Origin of the sequence: Streptomyces sp. NPDC046881 (assembly GCF_040645015.1) — a bacterium.
GTDB lineage: Bacteria > Actinomycetota > Actinomycetes > Streptomycetales > Streptomycetaceae > Streptomyces.
In genome coordinates this window covers 17,543-34,585 of sequence record NZ_JBEYXJ010000071.1, presented here as the reverse complement: position 1 = coordinate 34,585, position 17,043 = coordinate 17,543, and the positions used below count along the sequence as shown (strand labels likewise).

Genomic DNA, 17,043 nt, shown 5'->3' with positions numbered 1-17,043 from the left:
TCGTCAACCGGGCCCCGCGCACCGGCGAACCGGCGATCGCCGGCGACGAGCGGGAAGCCGTCACGGGGCTCCGCCGAACTGCCCTCCCCGGTGCGGCTGGTGTACGCCTGAGGGCCGGGCCTCAGGGCAGGTACGCCGGTGACACCGCCGCCGAGCTGATCCGGTGCGGCCGTCCGGAGCCGTCCGCCGGGACCTCGTACAGGTCGGCGCCGTAGTCCCCGGGCAGCGCGTACACGAGCGTGTGGGCGTCCTTCCACACCGCCTGGTCGTCCACGCTGCGCGGCTCGGCGAGCGGAGTCTCCCGCATGGTCCGCAGGTCCAGGACGTACAGCCGCCAGGGCGCGTCCTTCGGCAGCCCCGCGACCCGCTTCTTGTACGCGACCCGGGTGCCGTCCGGCGACAGGGACGGGCACTCCACGTTCGTGTGCAGCGTGGTGACCGTACGGCGGCGCAGGTCGCCGCGGACCAGGTACGTCCGCCCCCCGCTGGCCATCGTCGCGTAGAAGGTGCGGTCGTCGGCGGCGAACGTCACGCCCCAGAAGTTGACGTCCGCCGCCCGGTACGGACGCCCGTCCCTGACGATCCGGAACGCCTCCAGGGACGGAGTCAGCTCCCCGCTGCGGGTGTCCACGATCGCCGCGCGCGTGGAGAAGTCGGTCCCGGCGTACGAGTCGCCGCCCACGAACGCCGTCCAGGCGGCGAAGTGCCCGGTGGGGGAGACCCGGGCGCGTGAGGGGATGCCCGGCACGTCGTAGCGGTCCACGGTCCGCAGCCGGGCGTCCAGGATCAGCGCGCGGTAGGTGTCCGAGACGGGTCCGTGCACGGCCTGGAGGCACACGCCGGTGCCCGAGGCGGCGTGGAAACGCAGGCACTTGAGGCCGGCGGCGGTGCGCGGTCCGCCCGGGTCGTCCGCGGGGACGGCCGTCAGCTCGTCCCGGTGCGGCCCCCACGCCATGTTCCGGAACACCAGCCGCCCGGCGCCGTGCAGCGTCACCGTGCCCGAGGTGACGCGCGGTCCGCCCGCCTGGGTGTGGTTGCGGCGGTCCGCCCGCGCGGAGGCGTGCAGCACGGAGGCCAGGGCGACGGCGGCGAGCACGGCGACGGCCGAGGCCAGGATCAGGACGCGGTTGCGTACGGTCATGCGGGCACCGTCCCCTTCGGGCGCAGGGTGAGGGAGAACGCAGCGCACGCGGCCAGCGCCACCGCCGCCCCGGCCAGCGCCGCCCGGTCGCCCCACACCGTCCAGGCCGCGCCGAACAGCAGGGAGCAGGCGAACCGGGTCAGCGCCTGCCCGGTCTGTACGACGGCCAGCCCGGAGGAGCGCAGCCCCTCCGGCACGCTGTCGGAGGCGGCGGCCATCAACACCCCGTCGGTGGCCGCGTAGAAGCCGCCGTGCAGGGCGAGCACGAGGCCGGGCAGCACCGTGCCGTGCCAGGAGGTCAGCAGCAGACCGTAGGCCAGGAGCAGGGCGCCGTGGCCGGCCAGGAAGACCGTCCAGCGGCCCACCCGGTCCGCGAGCCGGCCGAGCGGCACCGCCAGCAGCAGGAACGCGGCGGCCGTGCCCAGCGGCAGCAGCGCGAACCAGCGGTCGGGGACGCCGAGTCGGCGCTGGAGCAGCAGGTAGACGAAGGAGTCGCTGACCGTGGCCAGGCCCAGCAGCAGCGCGCAGCCGGTGATCCGGCGCAGGTCGCGGCGGCGCAGCAGGGCGAGCGCCGCCCGCAGCGTGGGCCGTTCCGCCGGGACCGCGTCGCGCCGGCCGCCCGGCACGAACAGGACCAGCACCAGGACGCCCAGCACGGCGACACAGAAGCTGACGGTGAACACCGCGTCGTACCCGTCCACGGTGGCCCGGAGGATGAGGAACGCCACCAGCGGCCCGAGCAGGGCCCCGGCGGTGTCCATCGCCCGGTGCACCCCGAAGGCCCGCCCGCGCGCCTCGGGCGTGCTGGACAGCGAGATCAGCGCGTCGCGCGGCGCCGTCCGCAGCCCCTTGCCCGTCCGGTCGGCGGCGAGCACGACCCCGATCGGCGTCAGGGAGTGCGCCACCAGCAGCAACGGCTTGCACACGGCCGAGATGCCGTAGCCGATCCCGGCGACCCACTTGTGCCGGCCGCCGCCCCGGTCGGCGAAGTGCCCGCCCACCAGGCGCACGAGCGCCGAGAACCCGTTGTAGATGCCGTCCAGCAGTCCGAAGCCCAGCGGTGACAGGCCCAGCCCGGTCACCAGGTACAGCGGCAGCACCGCCGTCACCATCTCCGACGACACGTCGGTGACCAGGCTCACCGTGCCCAGCGCGAGCACGGTGGGGGTGAGGGCCGCACGGCGCCGCCCGGCGGAAGGCCGGACGGCACCCTGAGCGGACGTACTGGCACGGCTGTCCGCTACGTACACGTCAGGACGCCCAGACGCCGGTGATGTCCTTGGCGGTGGCCGCGTTGCCCGCGTGCGTGGTCAGGCCCTGGGTGTCCTCCAGGGTGCGCAGCAGGTCGTAGTGGTTGTACGTGGTCGAGGAACTGGACCCGGCGGTCACGGGCTGGCCGTAGAGCACGGTCGGGATCCGGTTGCCGCTCAGCCGGTTGTCCTCGTCGAAGGTGACGACGAGCAGGCTGTTGTGGGTCTTGGCCCAGGTCGCGTAGGCGCCCAGGTTGTTCTTCAGCCAGGTGTCGCCGGTGGACACCGAGCAGTCGTGCATGTCGCTGCACAGGTTCGGCACCACGAACGACAGGTGGGGGAGCGTCGAGTAGTCGGTCGGGAACTGCGCGAAGGTCTTCGCGGTCGAGGTCGGCACATTGCTGAACCCGAACCAGGGGTTGTGCTTGCGGGCGTAGTTCCCGCTGCTGCACGTCGTGGAACCCTGGCTCGGCAGCGTCTCGTTGTAGCTGGCCCAGGTGCGGCCGGCGGCGATCAGCTCGGAGGCGAGGTTGGGCGCCGACGAGAAGCCCGGGGTGTAGCAGCTGTCGTCGGTGATGCCCTGGGTGGAACCGGAGAACAGCGCGAAGTAGTTCGGCTGGCTCGGGTGGGTCTCGGCGTACGACTGGGTCAGGTTGGCGCCCCCGGTCTTCAGCGAGTTGATGTACGGCGCGCTGGAGGACCCGATGACCTGGCTGTACGCATGGTTCTCGAAGACCACGACGACCACGTGGTCCGGGCTGGGCACGGCACCCGCGGCATGGGCGGACTCGCCACCGAGCCCGGTCCACAGTCCGACGGCGGCTACGGCGAGGGCCGCGGCGGACGCCACGGCGGTACGGGCACGGCGATACGCCGAACGAGCAGAACTGCCGGACACATCAACCTCCGGGGAATGGATGGACGGTTGGCGGTGCGGACAGAGCATGCACACGCCGACATTCCCGCGGCCCACGCGAGCCAACCTCGCGGGTGAAGACCGGATGAACGACGGGTACTTGGGCTCCCATGGCGAAGATCCTCATCGGCACCTGCGGCTGGACCGACCCTGACCTGCTCAGGAGCGGCTGGTATCCGCCCGGCCACCGCGACACGGAGAAGCGGCTGCGGCACTACACGACCCGCTTCCCGCTGGTCGAGGCCGACTCCCCGTACTACGCCCTGCCCAGTGCCCGCACCACCGCCCTGTGGGCCGAGCGCACACCCCCCGGCTTCCGCTTCGACGTCAAGGCGTTCTCCCTCCTCACCGGCCACCCCACCCGCCCCGCCGCCCTCCCGCCGGACCTGCGCGGCCACCCCCGGGACGAGGACCTGCACGCCGAGGTCTGGGCCCGCTACGCCGAAGCGCTGGCCCCCCTCCACCGCTCCGCCCGCCTGGGCACCGTCCTCTTCCAGTACCCGCCCTCCCTCGCCCCCGGCCCGAAGGCCGAGGCCTTCATCCGCACCGCACGCGAACGCGCCCACGACTGGCCGTTCGCGGTGGAGTTCCGCAACCCCGCCTGGTGGCACCCCGACCAGGCGGACCGTACGACCGCCTTCCTCGCGGACCTGGACGCGACCGCCGTGGCCACCGACACTTACGAGGGCGTGCAGACCGCCCCCGTGACCACCTCCGACCTCGCCGTGATCCGCTTCCACGGCCGCAGCCCCCACTGGGGGAAGGGCACGAAGGAGGAGCGCTTCCGCCACGCCTACACCGAGCGGGAGCTGACCGAATGGCTGCCCCGCATCCAGGCCCTGGCGGAGGCCACGGACGAACTGCACATCCTCTTCAACAACTGCTGCGGGGACGCGGCGCCCACCGCGGCCGAGACGCTCCACGACCTCCTGCGGACAAGCCTCCCGCACCAGCGCGACACCACCGACCGGGCCGCCCCCTGACCCGGGCCCGCGCACGACGGGAAGGGGACGCGCCGGTTCGCCCCCGCCCACAGGAGCCGGCGAACTCCGACGACCCACCCCCCCAGACCCCCGGGCGGACCCCGGACACCACCCGCCCCCGCCCACCACAGCCACGGCGCACCGGGACCGGTTGCCGCAGGCATGGCGGGTGCGCCGCACGCCACGGCGCTCCGGACCGGCTGCCGCGGGTACGGCGGGCGCGCCGCGCTGCCGCGCGGGGAGGGCGAGTCGGCCACCCGCGCGCGAAGCCGCCCCGGTCCACCGCAGGCGCGCCGTACGCCACGGCCTACCGGGACCGGTTGCCGCTGGCATGGCGGGTGTGCCGCACGTCGCGGCGTACTGGGGCCGGTTGCCGCGGGTACGGCGGGCGCGCCGCCCCACCCCGCGCGAACGCCGAGCCGGTCACCCGCGCGCGAAGCCGCCCCCGCCCCGGCCCACCGCATGCCGCGGCGCACCGGGATGGGTTGCCGTGGGCACGGCGGGCGCGCCGCGCTGCCGCGCAGGGACGCCGAGCCAACCCCCCGCCCGCGAAGCCGCCCCCGCCCCCTCCGGTTAGGCTCTGGCCAGGACGAGTGCGATCCGAGACGTATGCCAGGGGAGGTCACGGACATGACGCCGGGGCGCAGGAGCAGTACCTTCACCCGTCTGCTGCGGCACGGCTTCACCGACCCATCCGCCGCCGAGCGCCTCCTCGACGGCCCCGAACTGGCCCCCGTCCGCGACGACCCCGTCCTCCTGGAAGCCCTCGGCGCCACCGCCGACCCCGACCTCGCCCTGCACGGCCTGGTCCGCCTCCTGGAGGCCCAGCCCGGGCCCACCGCCCACCGCGAGCTGCTGGACACCCTGATCGCGGCCAAGCCCCTCCGCGACCGCCTCCTCGGCATCCTCGGCGCCTCCGCCGCCCTGGCCGACCACCTGGCCCGCCACCCCGGCGACTGGCACGCCCTGGTCACGTACGAGCCGCACGACCTCCACCCCGGCGTCACGGAGTTCGAACGCGGCCTGGCCGAGGCCACCGACCCGGTCTCCCTGCGCATCGCCTACCGCCGCTGCCTGCTGTCCATCGCCGCCCGGGACGTCTGCGGCACCACGGACGTCGCCGAGACCGCCGCGGAACTCGCCGACCTGGCCACCGCCACCCTGCGCACCGCCCTGTCCCTGGCCGAACGCGCCGCACCCGAGGACGCCGCCGCCTGCCGCCTCGCGGTGATCGCGATGGGCAAGTGCGGCGGCCACGAGCTGAACTACGTCTCCGACGTGGACGTGATCTTCGTGGCGGAGCCGGCCGAGGGCGTCCCCGAGCACCAGGCCCTCCGGTCCGCCACGAAACTCGCCTCCCACCTGATGCGGATCTGCTCCGAGACGACCGTCGAGGGCTCCATCTGGCCGGTGGACGCCAACCTGCGCCCCGAGGGCCGCAACGGCCCCCTCGTGCGCACCCTCAGCAGCCACCTCGCCTACTACCAGCGCTGGGCGAAGACCTGGGAGTTCCAGGCCCTCCTCAAGGCCCGCCCGGTGGCCGGCGACACCGCGCTCGGCCAGGCGTACGTCGACGCCCTCGAACCCCTCGTCTGGAAGGCGGCCGAGCGCGAGAACTTCGTGGCCGACGTCCAGAAGATGCGCCGCCGCGTGGTCGAGAACATCCCCGCCGCCGAGGTCGAGAGGGAACTCAAGCTGGGCCCCGGCGGTCTGCGCGACGTCGAGTTCGCCGTCCAGCTCCTGCAGCTGGTGCACGGCCGTACCGACCCGAGCCTGCGCAGCGGCACCACCCTGGACGCCCTCCAGGCCCTGGCCGCCGGCGGCTACGTCGGCCGCGAGGACACCGCCCGCCTGGACGAGGCGTACCGCTTCCTGCGCTCCATGGAGCACCGCATCCAGCTGTACCGGCTGCGCCGCACCCACCTCGTCCCCGAGGCCGAGCCGGACCAGCGCCGCCTCGGCCGCTCCCTGGGCCTGCGCACCGACCCGGTGGCCGAGCTGAACCGCGAGTGGAAGCGGCACACCGGCGTCGTACGCCGGCTGCACGAGAAGCTCTTCTACCGCCCGCTGCTCGACGCGGTCGCCCAACTCGCCCCCGGCGAGGCCCGGCTGCGCCCCGAGGCCGCCCGCGAACGGCTGGAGGCGCTCGGCTACGCCGACCCGGCCGCCGCCCTGCGCCACCTGGAGGCCCTGGCCTCCGGCGTGACCCGCAAGGCGGCGATCCAGCGCACCCTGCTCCCGGTCCTGCTGGGCTGGTTCGCCGACTCCGCCGACCCCGACGCCGGCCTGCTGAACTTCCGCAAGGTCTCCGACGCGCTCGGCAAGACACCCTGGTACCTGCGGCTGCTGCGCGACGAGGGCGCGGCGGCCGAGAACCTGGCCCGCGTCCTGTCGGCGGGCCGCCTCGCCCCCGACCTGCTGATGCGCGCGCCCGAGGCGGTCGCCCTCCTCGGCGACGGCACCGGCGCCGGCCCGGCGGCCCTCGGCGGCGGCCTGGCCCCCCGCGACCGCGCCCAGCTGGAGCAGGAGATCATGGCGGCCGTGGGCCGCGCCGAGAACGCCGCGCAGGGCGTCACCGCGGCCCGTGGCGTCCGCCGCCGCGAGCTGTTCCGCACCGCCGCCGCCGACATCGTCAGCTCCTACGGCACCGAGACCAGCCCCGTCGAGGCCGACCAGGGCGCCCTGGTGGACCGGGTCGGCGCGGCCGTCTCCGACCTGACCGCGGCCACCCTCGCCGGCACCCTGCGCGCGGTCGTCCGGGACGGCTGGGGCGACACCCTGCCCACCCGGTTCGCGATCATCGGGATGGGCCGCTTCGGCGGCCACGAGCTGGGCTACGGCTCCGACGCGGACGTGCTGTTCGTGCACGAGCCCCGGGACGGCGTGGACGAGCACGAGGCGGCCGCGGCGGCGAACAGGGTGGTCGCCGAGATGCGCCGCCTGCTCCAGCTGCCCAGCGCCGACCCGCCGCTGCTCATCGACGCCGACCTGCGCCCGGAGGGCAAGTCGGGCCCGCTGGTGCGCACCCTGAAGTCGTACGAGGCGTACTACCGCCGCTGGTCCCTGGTCTGGGAGTCGCAGGCGCTGCTGCGCGCCGAGCCGGTCGCCGGCGACGAGGACCTGGCCCGGCGGTTCGTGGAGCTGATCGACCCGCTGCGCTACCCGGCCAAGGGCCTCGGCGAGGACGCGGTCCGCGAGATCCGCCGGCTCAAGGCCCGCATGGAGTCCGAGCGGCTGCCCCGCGGCGCCGACCCCAAGCTGCACACCAAGCTCGGCCCCGGCGGCCTGTCCGACGTCGAGTGGACCGTGCAGCTGCTCCAGCTCCGGCTCGGCCACCGCGTTCCCGGCCTGCGCACCACCCGCACCCGGCAGGCTTTGGCCGCCGCCCGCGAGGCCGGGCTGCTGGCCGCGGAGGACGCCGAGATCCTGGACGAGGCGTGGGTGCTGGCCACCCGGGTGCGCAACGCGGTGATGCTGGTCCGCGGCCGGGCCGGGGACACCTTCCCGACTGAGCCGCGCGAGCTGGCCGCCGTCGGCCGCTACCTGGGCCACGGCGCCGGGCACGCCGGGGACATGCTGGACGCCTACCGCCGTACCACCCGCCGGGCGCGCACGGTGGTGGAGGAGCTGTTCTACGACGACAGGGCCTGAGCCGGCGCGGGCGGCCGGGCCGGCACCAGCCGGGGCAGCGCGTGCGGCAGGCGGCCGTACCAGACCCGGGCCACCGCGCAGCCGAAGCCCAGGCAGAGCACCCCGCCCACCGCGTCCAGCCAGAAGTGGTTGGCCGTGGCGACGATCACCAGCAGGGTGGCCGCCGGATACAGCAGCCCCAGCACCCGCACCCACGGCACCGAGGCCAGCGCGAAGATCGTCAGCCCGCACCACAGCGACCAGCCGATGTGCATCGACGGCATCGCCGCGTACTGGTTCGACATGTGCTTGAGGTCGCCGGAGGCCATCGACCCCCAGGTGTGGTGCACCGTCACGGTGTCCACGAAGTACCCGCCGCGCATCAGCCGGGGCGGCGCGAGCGGGAACAGGTAGTAACCGACCAGGGCCACACCCGTGGTCGCGAACAGCACCATCCGGGTGGCCGCGTACCGGCCGGGATGCCACCGGTACAGCCACACCAGGACACCGAGGGTGACGACGAAGTGCAGGGTGGCGTAGTAGTAGTTCATCCCCACGATGAGCCAAGACACCGAGTTGACGGCGTGGTTGACCGACTGCTCGACGGCGACGCCGAGCGTGTGCTCGGTGCGCCAGATCCAGTCGGCGTTGCGCAGCGCCTCGCCCCGCTGCTCCGGCACCGCGTTGCGGATCAGCGAGTACGTCCAGTAACTCACCGCGATCAGAAGGATCTCGAACCACAGCCGGGGCCGCCGGGGGCGGCGCAGGCGGTCCAGCGGACCGGGTCGGTCCTCGCCCGTGACGGTTCCCGGAACGGCCACCTGCTCGCGCCCTTCCGGCCCTGTCACGGTCGAGTCACTCATAGGCACAGAGTCTGCCAGATGCGGCTTCCCCGGCCGATCATCCCAAGGTCGGGTCCGCGGCGCACCTTCTACGACGCACGGAGGACGTGCGGGGCCGAGGCGGTGGATCCGCGGACCACCAGTTCCGGCATGAACACGAACTCGCTGTGCGGTGCCGGGGTCCCGCCGATCTCCTCCAGCAGGGTGCGCACCGCGGCCTGCCCCATCGCCGGGACCGGCTTGCGGACCGTGGTCAGCGGCGGGTCGGTGAAGGCGATCAGCGGGGAGTCGTCGAACCCGACCACGGACACGTCCCGGGGGACCTCCAGGCCCCGCTGCCGGGCCGCCCGTATGGCGCCCAGCGCCATCATGTCGCTGGCGCAAACCACGGCCGTGCAGTCCCGCTCGATCAGCGCCGTCGCCGCCGCCTGGCCGCCCTCCAGCGTGTACAGCGAGTGCTGCACCAGCTCCGTCTCGACGGTCTGCACGGGCAGGCCCAGCTGGTCGTGGACGGCCCGGACGAAGCCCTCGATCTTGCGCTGCACGGGCACGAACCGCTTCGGCCCCAGCGCCAGCCCGATCCGGGTGTGCCCCAGCGACACCAGGTGGGTCACCGCGAGCGCCATCGCCGCCCGGTCGTCGGGGGAGATGAACGGCGCCTGCACCTTCGGCGAGAAGCCGTCCACCAGCACGAACGGCACGCCCTGGGCACGCAGCCGCTCATAGCGCTGCATGTCGGCGGTGGTGTCCGCGTGCAGCCCGGAGACGTAGATGATCCCGGCGACCCCGCGGTCCACCAGCATCTCGGTCAGCTCGTCCTCCGTCGACCCGCCCGGGGTCTGCGTGGCGAGCACCGGCGTGTAGCCCTGGCGGGTCAGCGCCTGGCCGATGACCTGGGCCAGGGCCGGGAATATCGGGTTCTCCAGCTCCGGCGTGATCAGCCCCACCAGACCCTCGCTGCGCTGCCGCAGCCGCACCGGGCGCTCGTAGCCGAGCACGTCCAGCGCGGCGAGCACGGACTGGCGGGTGGTGGCGGCGACGCCCGGCTTCCCGTTGAGGACCCGGCTGACGGTCGCTTCGCTCACCCCCGCCTGCGCAGCGATGTCGGCAAGCCGTGTGGTCACGCCACTGGACTGTACCGGTCGTATCTCCCCTTGCACACCGGCCGGACGCCGGGCGCGGGCGGGCGCACGGCCTGCCGTGGGTTGCTGCGTCATCGCGCTCCCTCGGGATTCATGGTGGCAAGAGCTTGCAAGTCTTGCACACGTACCGTCCACACCGCTCAGCCCTTGTGTCTCCGGGTTGCGTCCCGGTCGACGGGCGGTCACGACGGGGTAACCATCGTGTCCCCTTGCACTTTTTTTCTGCAAGGTCTTTCGCCGCGCTTACATCGCTGTTACGTTCCCAGTCGCCCGGCCGCGGCAACGGCGCAGTCGGCAAGTCGCAGAGGCGGACGGGACCGCCCTCTGTACCACTCGGGCTTAACCCTCAAGGAGAACTCATGCGGCGTGGCATAGCGGCCTCCGCGCTGGTGGCGTCCCTCGCCCTCACGGCGACGGCGTGCGGCGGGAGCGACAGCGACAGCGGGAAGTCGGACGGCCCGGTCACCATCACCTGGTGGGACACCTCCAACGCCACCAATGAGGCACCGACGTACAAGGCCCTGGTCCAGCAGTTCGAGGCCGCCAACAAGAACATCAAGGTCAAGTACGTCAACGTGCCCTTCGACCAGGCGCAGAACAAGTTCGACACCGCCGCCGGTGCCACGGGCGCCCCGGACGTGCTGCGCTCCGAGGTCGGCTGGACCCCGGCCTTCGCCAAGAAGGGTTACTTCCTGCCGCTGGACGGCACCGAGGCCCTCGCCGAGCAGGGCAAGTTCGAGCCGAACCTGATCAAGCAGGCGCAGTACGAGGGCAAGACCTACGGCGTGCCGTTCGTCACCGACACCCTCGCGCTCGTCTACAACAAGGCCCTGTTCAAGAAGGCCGGCATCACCGAGGCCCCCAAGACCTGGGACGAGCTGAAGGCCGACGCCGCCAAGATCAAGGACAAGGCCAAGGTCGACGGCTACTGGGGCTCCACCCAGGCCTACTACGCCCAGACCTTCCTCTACGGCGAGGGCACCGACACCGTCGACGTCGCCGCCAAGAAGATCACCGTGAACTCGGCCACCGCCAAGAAGGCCTACGGCACCTGGCTGAGCCTGTTCTCCGGCAAGGGCCTGCACAAGGCCGACGCCACCGCCGACGCCTACGCCCACATCCAGGACGCGTTCGTCAACGGCAAGGTCGCCGCGATCATCCAGGGTCCCTGGGAGATCACGAACTTCTACAAGGGCAGCGCCTTCAAGGACAAGTCGAACCTCGGCATCGCCACCGTCCCGGCCGGCTCCACCGGCAAGGCGGGCGCCCCGACCGGCGGCCACAACCTCTCGGTCTACGCCGGCTCCGACAAGGCCCACCAGCAGGCGGCCCTGAAGTTCGTGCAGTACATGACCTCGGCGCAGGCCCAGGAGACCATCGCGCTGAAGAACTCCACGCTGCCCACCCGCTCCGACGCCTACACCGACAAGGTCAAGACCGACCCGGGCATCGCCGGCTACCAGGGCGTCCTGGCCGCCGCGCAGCCCCGCCCGGCGCTGCCCGAGTACAGCTCCCTGTGGGGCCCGCTCGACACCGAGCTGCCCAAGGTCGCCGGCGGCAAGGAGTCGCTGGACAAGGGCCTGGGCAACGCCGAGCTGGCCATCTCCAAGCTGGTCGACGGCTTCAGCAAGTGAGTCCGCGTGGCCGTCGGATCCTCCCTGCGCGCACAGGGGGAAGGGTCCGGCGGCCACCGCCCTGTGCCCAGCCCAACCCGTTGAACGTTTGAAGGTGTCGAACCATGACAGTCGCCATCGACCGCGCGACCGGCAAGCGCCGCGGTGACCGCGCGCCTCGTCCCGGGCTGGGGCAGCGCGTCAGAAACGGCTTCCAGAAGTACTGGTACGCCTACGCGATGATCGCCCCGGTGGTCGTCGTGCTCGGTGTCCTCGTGGGCTATCCGCTGGTGCGGGGCTTCTACCTCACCCTCACCGACGCCAACAGCCTCAACTCGGCGCGGACGATCGGCGTCAACCACATCGACGCCACCTACACGTTCATCGGCCTGGACAACTACCAGGACATCCTGTTCGGCCCGACGGCGTACGACCGGTTCTGGTCCCACTTCCTGTGGACCGTGTTCTGGACGGTCGCCTGCGTGGCCCTGCACTACACCATCGGCCTCGGCCTCGCGCTCATGCTCAACCAGAAGCTGCGCGGCCGTACCGTCTACCGGCTGCTGCTCGTCCTGCCCTGGGCCGTGCCGACCTTCGTCACCGTCTTCTCCTGGCGGATCATGCTCGCCGACTCCGGCGTGCTCAACCAGCTCCTCGGCAGCCTCCACCTGCCCCAGCCGGGGTGGCTGGAGGACACCTTCTGGCAGCGGTTCTCCGCGATCATGGTCAACACCTGGTGCGGTGTGCCGTTCATGATGCTCTCCCTGCTCGGCGGCCTGCAGTCCATCGACTCCACGCTCTACGAGGCCGCGGAGATGGACGGCGCCACCGCCTGGCAGCGGTTCCGGCACGTCACCCTGCCCGGGCTGCGCTCGGTCAGCTCCACCGTCGTGCTGCTCGGCATCATCTGGACCTTCAACCAGTTCGTCATCATCTTCCTGCTGTTCGGCAAGAACTCCGCCCCGGACGCCCAGATCCTCGTCACCTGGGCCTACGCCCTGGGCTTCGGCCAGCAGCCGCGCGACTTCGCCCAGTCGGCCGCGTACGGCGTGCTGCTGCTGTCGATCCTGACCGTCTTCACCTCCTTCTACTTCCGCTGGCTGAAGCGCAATGACCAGCTCGCCGTCTGACGCCGCAGGAGCCGCCGCCATGAGCACCACCACCCTGGACAAGACCGAGACCGCCCCGGCCCCCGCGCCCGCGCCCCGGCGCCGCGTCCGCCGGCGCGGCGAGCGAGGCCCGGTCGGCGCCGCCCTGCTGCACGGCGGCCTCGTCGTGGCGAGCCTGATCGCCCTGGCCCCGGTGGCCTGGCTGTTCTACCTGTCCCTCGGCCCGGACAAGGAGGACTACCTGCACCCGGGCGAGATCGCGGGCAAGCTGACCTTCTCCAACTACAGCTTCGTGCTGGAGCACACCGGCTTCCTCGACTGGTTCAAGTCGACGATGATCGTGGCCCTCGGCACCACCCTCGTCGGTGTCCTCGTCGCCGCCACCACCGGCTACGCGGTCTCCCGCATGCGCTTCCCCGGCTACAAGCAGCTGATGTGGGTCCTGCTGCTCACCCAGGCCTTCCCGATCGCCGTCCTGATCGTGCCGATGTACGAGATCTTCAGCGAACTCGGCCTCATCGACACCTACTGGGCGCTGATCCTCATCAACTGCACCACCGCGGTGCCGTACAGCGCCTGGCTGCTCAAGGGGTACTTCGACACCATCCCCTTCGAGATCGACGAGGCCGGGCGCGTGGACGGGCTGAGCCCGTTCGGCACCTTCTTCCGGCTCATCCTCCCGCTGGCCCGCCCGGGCCTGGCCGTGGCGGCGTTCTACAACTTCATCACCGCCGTCGGCGAGGTCGCCTTCGCGACCACCTTCCTGCTGGACGACTCCAAGTACACCTTCGCCGTCGGCCTGCAGACCTTCGTCAGCGAGCACGACGCCCAGTGGAACTACATGGCCGCCACCGCGGTGCTGATCGCGATACCCGTGACCGTGTTCTTCTACCTCGTGCAGAGGAACCTCGTCACCGGTCTCACCGCCGGCGGCACCAAGGGCTGAGGCCCGCACCCGACCAGGCGGGCCGCCGTGGCCTTCCGACCCCGCTGCCACCGCGGCCCGCCTCGCAGTCCCGCCCGGCCGCCCGCCGCACCCACCGCCCGACCACCATGCCCCTGTTACGTATCAAGGACGCCATGAGCCAGCAGCCACCTGCCGCACCGGCCCGCCACTCCGCCGTCGCCACCGTCGCCGACCGCCGCGACTGGTGGCGGGACGCGGTCATCTACCAGGTCTATCCGCGCAGCTTCGCCGACAGCAACGGCGACGGCATGGGCGACCTGGAGGGCGTACGCTCCCGTCTGCCCTACCTGCGTGACCTCGGCGTCGACGCCGTGTGGCTCAGCCCCTTCTACGCCTCCCCGCAGGCCGACGCCGGCTACGACGTCGCCGACTACCGCGCCGTGGACCCGATGTTCGGCTCCCTGCTCGACGCCGACGCGCTGATCCGCGACGCCCACGCGAACGGCCTGCGCATCATCGTGGACCTCGTCCCCAACCACTCCTCCGACCAGCACGAGTGGTTCAAGCGCGCCCTCGCCGAGGGCCCCGGCTCCCCGCTGCGCGAGCGCTACCACTTCCGCCCCGGCAAGGGGAAGGACGGCGAACTCCCGCCCAACGACTGGGAGTCCATCTTCGGCGGCCCGGCCTGGACCAGGGTCACGGAACCCGACGGCGCGCCCGGCGAGTGGTACCTGCACCTCTTCGCCCCCGAGCAGCCCGACTTCAACTGGGAACACCCGGCCGTCGGCGACGAGTTCCGCTCCATCCTGCGGTTCTGGCTGGACATGGGCGTGGACGGCTTCCGCATCGACGTCGCCCACGGCCTGGTCAAGGCCGAGGGCCTGCCCGACCTCGGCTCCCACGACCAGCTCAAACTGCTGGGCAACGATGTCATGCCGTTCTTCGACCAGGACGGCGTGCACGCGATCTACCGGCAGTGGCGCACGATCCTCGACGAGTATGCGGACAAAAGGGGGCCCGAAGGGCCTTCGTCAGAAGGGCGGTGGTGGGAGACGGGCGGGCGCATTTTCGTGGCCGAGGCCTGGACCCCGACCGTCGAGCGCACCGCCAACTACGTCCGCCCCGACGAGCTCCACCAGGCCTTCAACTTCCAGTACCTGGCCACGGAGTGGGACGCGGCCGAGCTGCGCGGGGTGATCGACCGCACCCTGGAGGCCATGCGCCCGGTCGGTGCCCCCGCCACCTGGGTGCTGTCCAACCACGACGTCACCCGGCACGCCACCCGCTTCGCCAACCCGCCCGGCCTCGGCACCCAGATCCGCACGGCGGGCGACCGTGAACTGGGCCTGCGCCGCGCCCGGGCGGCCACCCTGCTGATGCTGGCGCTGCCCGGCTCGGCGTACGTCTACCAGGGCGAGGAACTCGGCCTGCCGGACGTCGTGGACCTGCCCGACGAGGTGCGCCAGGACCCGGCGTACTTCCGGGGCGCCGGCCAGGACGGCTTCCGCGACGGCTGCCGGGTGCCGATCCCGTGGACCCGGGAGGGCTCGTCGTACGGCTTCGGCAGCGGCGGCAGCTGGCTCCCGCAGCCGGCGGGCTGGGCCGAGCTGAGCGTGGAGGCGCAGACGGGCGTGCCCGGTTCGACGCTGGAGCTGTACCGGGCCGCGCTGCGGGCGCGCCGCTCGCACCCGGACCTGGGCGCCGGTGACGCGGTGGAGTGGCTGCGGGCGCCCGAGGGCGTCCTGGCCTTCCGGCGCGGCGACTTCGTGTGCGTCGCGAACACCACGGGCGAGTCGGTGACGACCCCGGCGTACGGCCGTGTGCTGCTCGCCAGCGGGGAGATCGCCGAGACCGGCGGCGAGGCGAAGCTGCCCGCCGACACCACCGTGTGGTGGACGACGGCGGACTGAGAGCGGGCCGGGCGAGCCCGGCTGACGCCTCGCCTGAAAGTTCTTGCATGAACTTCACTACGGCCCGCTGCCTTTCGGGCGGCGGGCCTTTAACATCTGCGTCACCGCAAGTTTGCTGAAAGATTTCAGCAAGCGCCTTCAGCGGTCCTTGCCTTCAACGTCGAAGGATCCCCACATGGCACGCAGAACCCTCCCCAAGGCGGTCGCCCTCACGGCCGCAGCTCTGGTTGGCATGACCCCGACCACCGCCGAGGCCTCCCCGCCCGGCACCAAGGACGTCACCGCCGTTCTCTTCGAGTGGAACTACGCCTCGGTGGCCAAGGAGTGCACCACCACCCTCGGCCCCGCCGGGTACGGCTACGTCCAGGTCTCCCCACCCGCCGAGCACATACAGGGATCGCAGTGGTGGACGTCGTACCAGCCGGTGTCGTACAAGATCGCGGGCCGCCTCGGCGACCGCACGGCGTTCCGGAACATGGTGAACACCTGCCACGCGGCCGGTGTGAAGGTCGTCGTCGACACGGTGGTCAACCACATGTCGGCGGGCGGCGGCACCGGCACCGGCGGCTCGCCGTACACGAAGTACACCTACCCGGGCCTGTACTCCTCCTCCGACTTCGACGACTGCACCTCCCCGGTGTCGAACTACTCCGACCGCTGGAACGTGCAGCACTGCGAACTCGTCGGCCTCGCCGACCTGGACACCGGCGAGGAGTACGTCCGCAAGACGATCGCCGGCTACCTGAACGACCTGCTCACCCTCGGCGTCGACGGCTTCCGCATCGACGCGGCCAAGCACATCCCCGCCGACGACCTCGCCGACGTCAAGAGCCGCCTGACCAACCCGTCGGTCTACTGGAAGCAGGAGATGATCTACGGCGCGGGCGAGGCCGTCCAGCCCGCCGAGTACACCGGCAACGGAGACGTCCAGGAGTTCCGCTACGCCTACGACCTCAAGCGCGTCTTCACCAGCGAGAAGCTCGCGTACCTCACCAACTACGGCGAGGGCTGGGGCTACCTGAGCAACTCGGCCGCCGGCGTCTTCGTGGACAACCACGACACCGAGCGCAACGGCAGCACGCTGAACTACAAGAGCGGCGCCGACTACACGCTGGCCAACGTCTTCATGCTCGCCTGGCCCTACGGCGCCCCCGACGTCAACTCCGGCTACGAGTGGTCGGACGCCGACGCGGGCCCGCCCAACGGCGGCCAGGTGAACGCCTGCTGGCAGGACGGCTGGAAGTGCCAGCACGCCTGGCCGGAGATCATCCGCATGGTCGCCTTCCGCAACGCGACCCGCGGCCAGGCGGTCGTCAACTGGTGGGACAACGGCAACGACGCCATCGCGTTCGGCCGGGGCGGCAAGGGCTACGTGGCGATCAACCACGAGTCCTCGTCGCTGACCCGCACCTACCAGACGTCCCTGCCCGCCGGGACGTACTGCAACGTCCAGAACAACACCACGGTGAGCGTGAACTCCAGCGGACAGTTCACCGCCACCCTCGGCTCGAACACGGCCCTGGCGATCTACGCCGGCAAGTCGAGCTGCTGATCCGCCTTCCTGACGGGGTGTGAAACCTCTTACGGGAGGTTTCACACC

The 17,043-nt window shown here is 72.0% G+C and carries 12 protein-coding genes; 7 read left to right on the top strand and 5 right to left on the bottom strand.

Translation table 11 applies throughout. From position 1 onward, the window contains the following. Positions 1-121 precede the first annotated feature (121 nt). From ABZ923_RS27990 to ABZ923_RS27980, 3 genes are read right to left on the bottom strand one after another with little or no spacing between them, the layout of a single operon-like run. Positions 122-1,141: a TolB-like translocation protein gene (locus ABZ923_RS27990; RefSeq protein WP_361476697.1), complete on the bottom strand. Its 1,020-nt coding sequence runs from the start codon at positions 1,139-1,141 to the stop codon at positions 122-124. Beyond that, positions 1,138-2,391 (bottom strand): MFS transporter, encoded by a 1,254-nt coding sequence (locus ABZ923_RS27985; protein ID WP_361476695.1) that lies wholly within the window; start codon positions 2,389-2,391, stop codon positions 1,138-1,140. The genes ABZ923_RS27990 and ABZ923_RS27985 overlap by 4 nt, the downstream gene beginning before the upstream one ends. A 1-nt stretch (position 2,392) precedes the next feature. Beyond that, on the bottom strand, positions 2,393-3,241 hold the full coding sequence (locus ABZ923_RS27980) for an alkaline phosphatase family protein (RefSeq protein ID WP_361476693.1): 849 nt from the start codon (positions 3,239-3,241) through the stop codon (positions 2,393-2,395). Between the two features lie 176 nt (positions 3,242-3,417). On the opposite strand from ABZ923_RS27980, the gene ABZ923_RS27975 reads away from it, so the two are divergent. Further along, on the top strand, positions 3,418-4,290 hold the full coding sequence (locus ABZ923_RS27975) for a DUF72 domain-containing protein (protein WP_361476691.1): 873 nt from the start codon (positions 3,418-3,420) through the stop codon (positions 4,288-4,290). 630 nt (positions 4,291-4,920) lie between these two features. Beyond that, complete coding sequence (locus ABZ923_RS27970) at positions 4,921-7,941, top strand: bifunctional [glutamine synthetase] adenylyltransferase/[glutamine synthetase]-adenylyl-L-tyrosine phosphorylase (protein WP_361476689.1); 3,021 nt, start codon at positions 4,921-4,923, stop codon at positions 7,939-7,941. On the opposite strand, the gene ABZ923_RS27965 is transcribed toward ABZ923_RS27970, so the two are convergent. Both ABZ923_RS27965 and ABZ923_RS27960 read right to left on the bottom strand, forming a co-directional pair. Beyond that, a complete protein-coding gene (locus ABZ923_RS27965; protein ID WP_361476687.1) occupies positions 7,923-8,783 on the bottom strand; it encodes a phosphatase PAP2 family protein in 861 nt (286 codons plus the stop codon). The genes ABZ923_RS27970 and ABZ923_RS27965 overlap by 19 nt on opposite strands. A gap of 68 nt (positions 8,784-8,851) precedes the next feature. After that, on the bottom strand, positions 8,852-9,886 hold the full coding sequence (locus tag ABZ923_RS27960) for a LacI family DNA-binding transcriptional regulator (RefSeq protein ID WP_361476685.1): 1,035 nt from the start codon (positions 9,884-9,886) through the stop codon (positions 8,852-8,854). A 377-nt stretch (positions 9,887-10,263) separates the two neighbouring features. Here ABZ923_RS27960 and ABZ923_RS27955 point away from each other — a divergent pair, with 377 nt between their 5' ends. The 5 genes from ABZ923_RS27955 (at position 10,264) to ABZ923_RS27935 (ending at position 16,995) form a co-directional block, all read left to right on the top strand. Beyond that, positions 10,264-11,538, top strand: coding sequence for an extracellular solute-binding protein (locus ABZ923_RS27955; RefSeq protein WP_361476683.1), 1,275 nt, complete (start codon positions 10,264-10,266; stop codon positions 11,536-11,538). A gap of 104 nt (positions 11,539-11,642) precedes the next feature. Continuing rightward, on the top strand, positions 11,643-12,647 hold the full coding sequence (locus ABZ923_RS27950; RefSeq protein WP_361476681.1) for a sugar ABC transporter permease: 1,005 nt from the start codon (positions 11,643-11,645) through the stop codon (positions 12,645-12,647). Between the two features lie 19 nt (positions 12,648-12,666). Beyond that, positions 12,667-13,572 carry an ABC transporter permease subunit gene (locus tag ABZ923_RS27945; RefSeq protein WP_361476679.1) on the top strand — a complete coding sequence of 302 codons (906 nt, stop codon included), beginning with the start codon at positions 12,667-12,669 and terminating at the stop codon, positions 13,570-13,572. Positions 13,573-13,706: 134 nt separating this feature from the next. After that, a complete protein-coding gene (locus ABZ923_RS27940) occupies positions 13,707-15,443 on the top strand; it encodes a glycoside hydrolase family 13 protein (protein ID WP_361476677.1) in 1,737 nt (578 codons plus the stop codon). Positions 15,444-15,618: 175 nt separating this feature from the next. Continuing rightward, complete coding sequence (locus ABZ923_RS27935; RefSeq protein ID WP_361476675.1) at positions 15,619-16,995, top strand: alpha-amylase family protein; 1,377 nt, start codon at positions 15,619-15,621, stop codon at positions 16,993-16,995. The last annotated feature ends 48 nt before the right edge of the window (positions 16,996-17,043 follow it).

Coding starts and splice junctions, on each gene's coding strand:
- ABZ923_RS27970 (WP_361476689.1), top strand. CDS start 4,921: ATGACGCCGGGGCGCAGGAGCAGTACCTTCACCCGTCTGCTGCGGCAC.
- ABZ923_RS27945 (WP_361476679.1), top strand. CDS start 12,667: ATGAGCACCACCACCCTGGACAAGACCGAGACCGCCCCGGCCCCCGCG.
- ABZ923_RS27950 (WP_361476681.1), top strand. CDS start 11,643: ATGACAGTCGCCATCGACCGCGCGACCGGCAAGCGCCGCGGTGACCGC.
- ABZ923_RS27940 (WP_361476677.1), top strand. CDS start 13,707: ATGAGCCAGCAGCCACCTGCCGCACCGGCCCGCCACTCCGCCGTCGCC.
- ABZ923_RS27955 (WP_361476683.1), top strand. CDS start 10,264: ATGCGGCGTGGCATAGCGGCCTCCGCGCTGGTGGCGTCCCTCGCCCTC.
- ABZ923_RS27990 (WP_361476697.1), bottom strand. CDS start 1,141: ATGACCGTACGCAACCGCGTCCTGATCCTGGCCTCGGCCGTCGCCGTG.
- ABZ923_RS27965 (WP_361476687.1), bottom strand. CDS start 8,783: ATGAGTGACTCGACCGTGACAGGGCCGGAAGGGCGCGAGCAGGTGGCC.
- ABZ923_RS27935 (WP_361476675.1), top strand. CDS start 15,619: ATGGCACGCAGAACCCTCCCCAAGGCGGTCGCCCTCACGGCCGCAGCT.
- ABZ923_RS27975 (WP_361476691.1), top strand. CDS start 3,418: ATGGCGAAGATCCTCATCGGCACCTGCGGCTGGACCGACCCTGACCTG.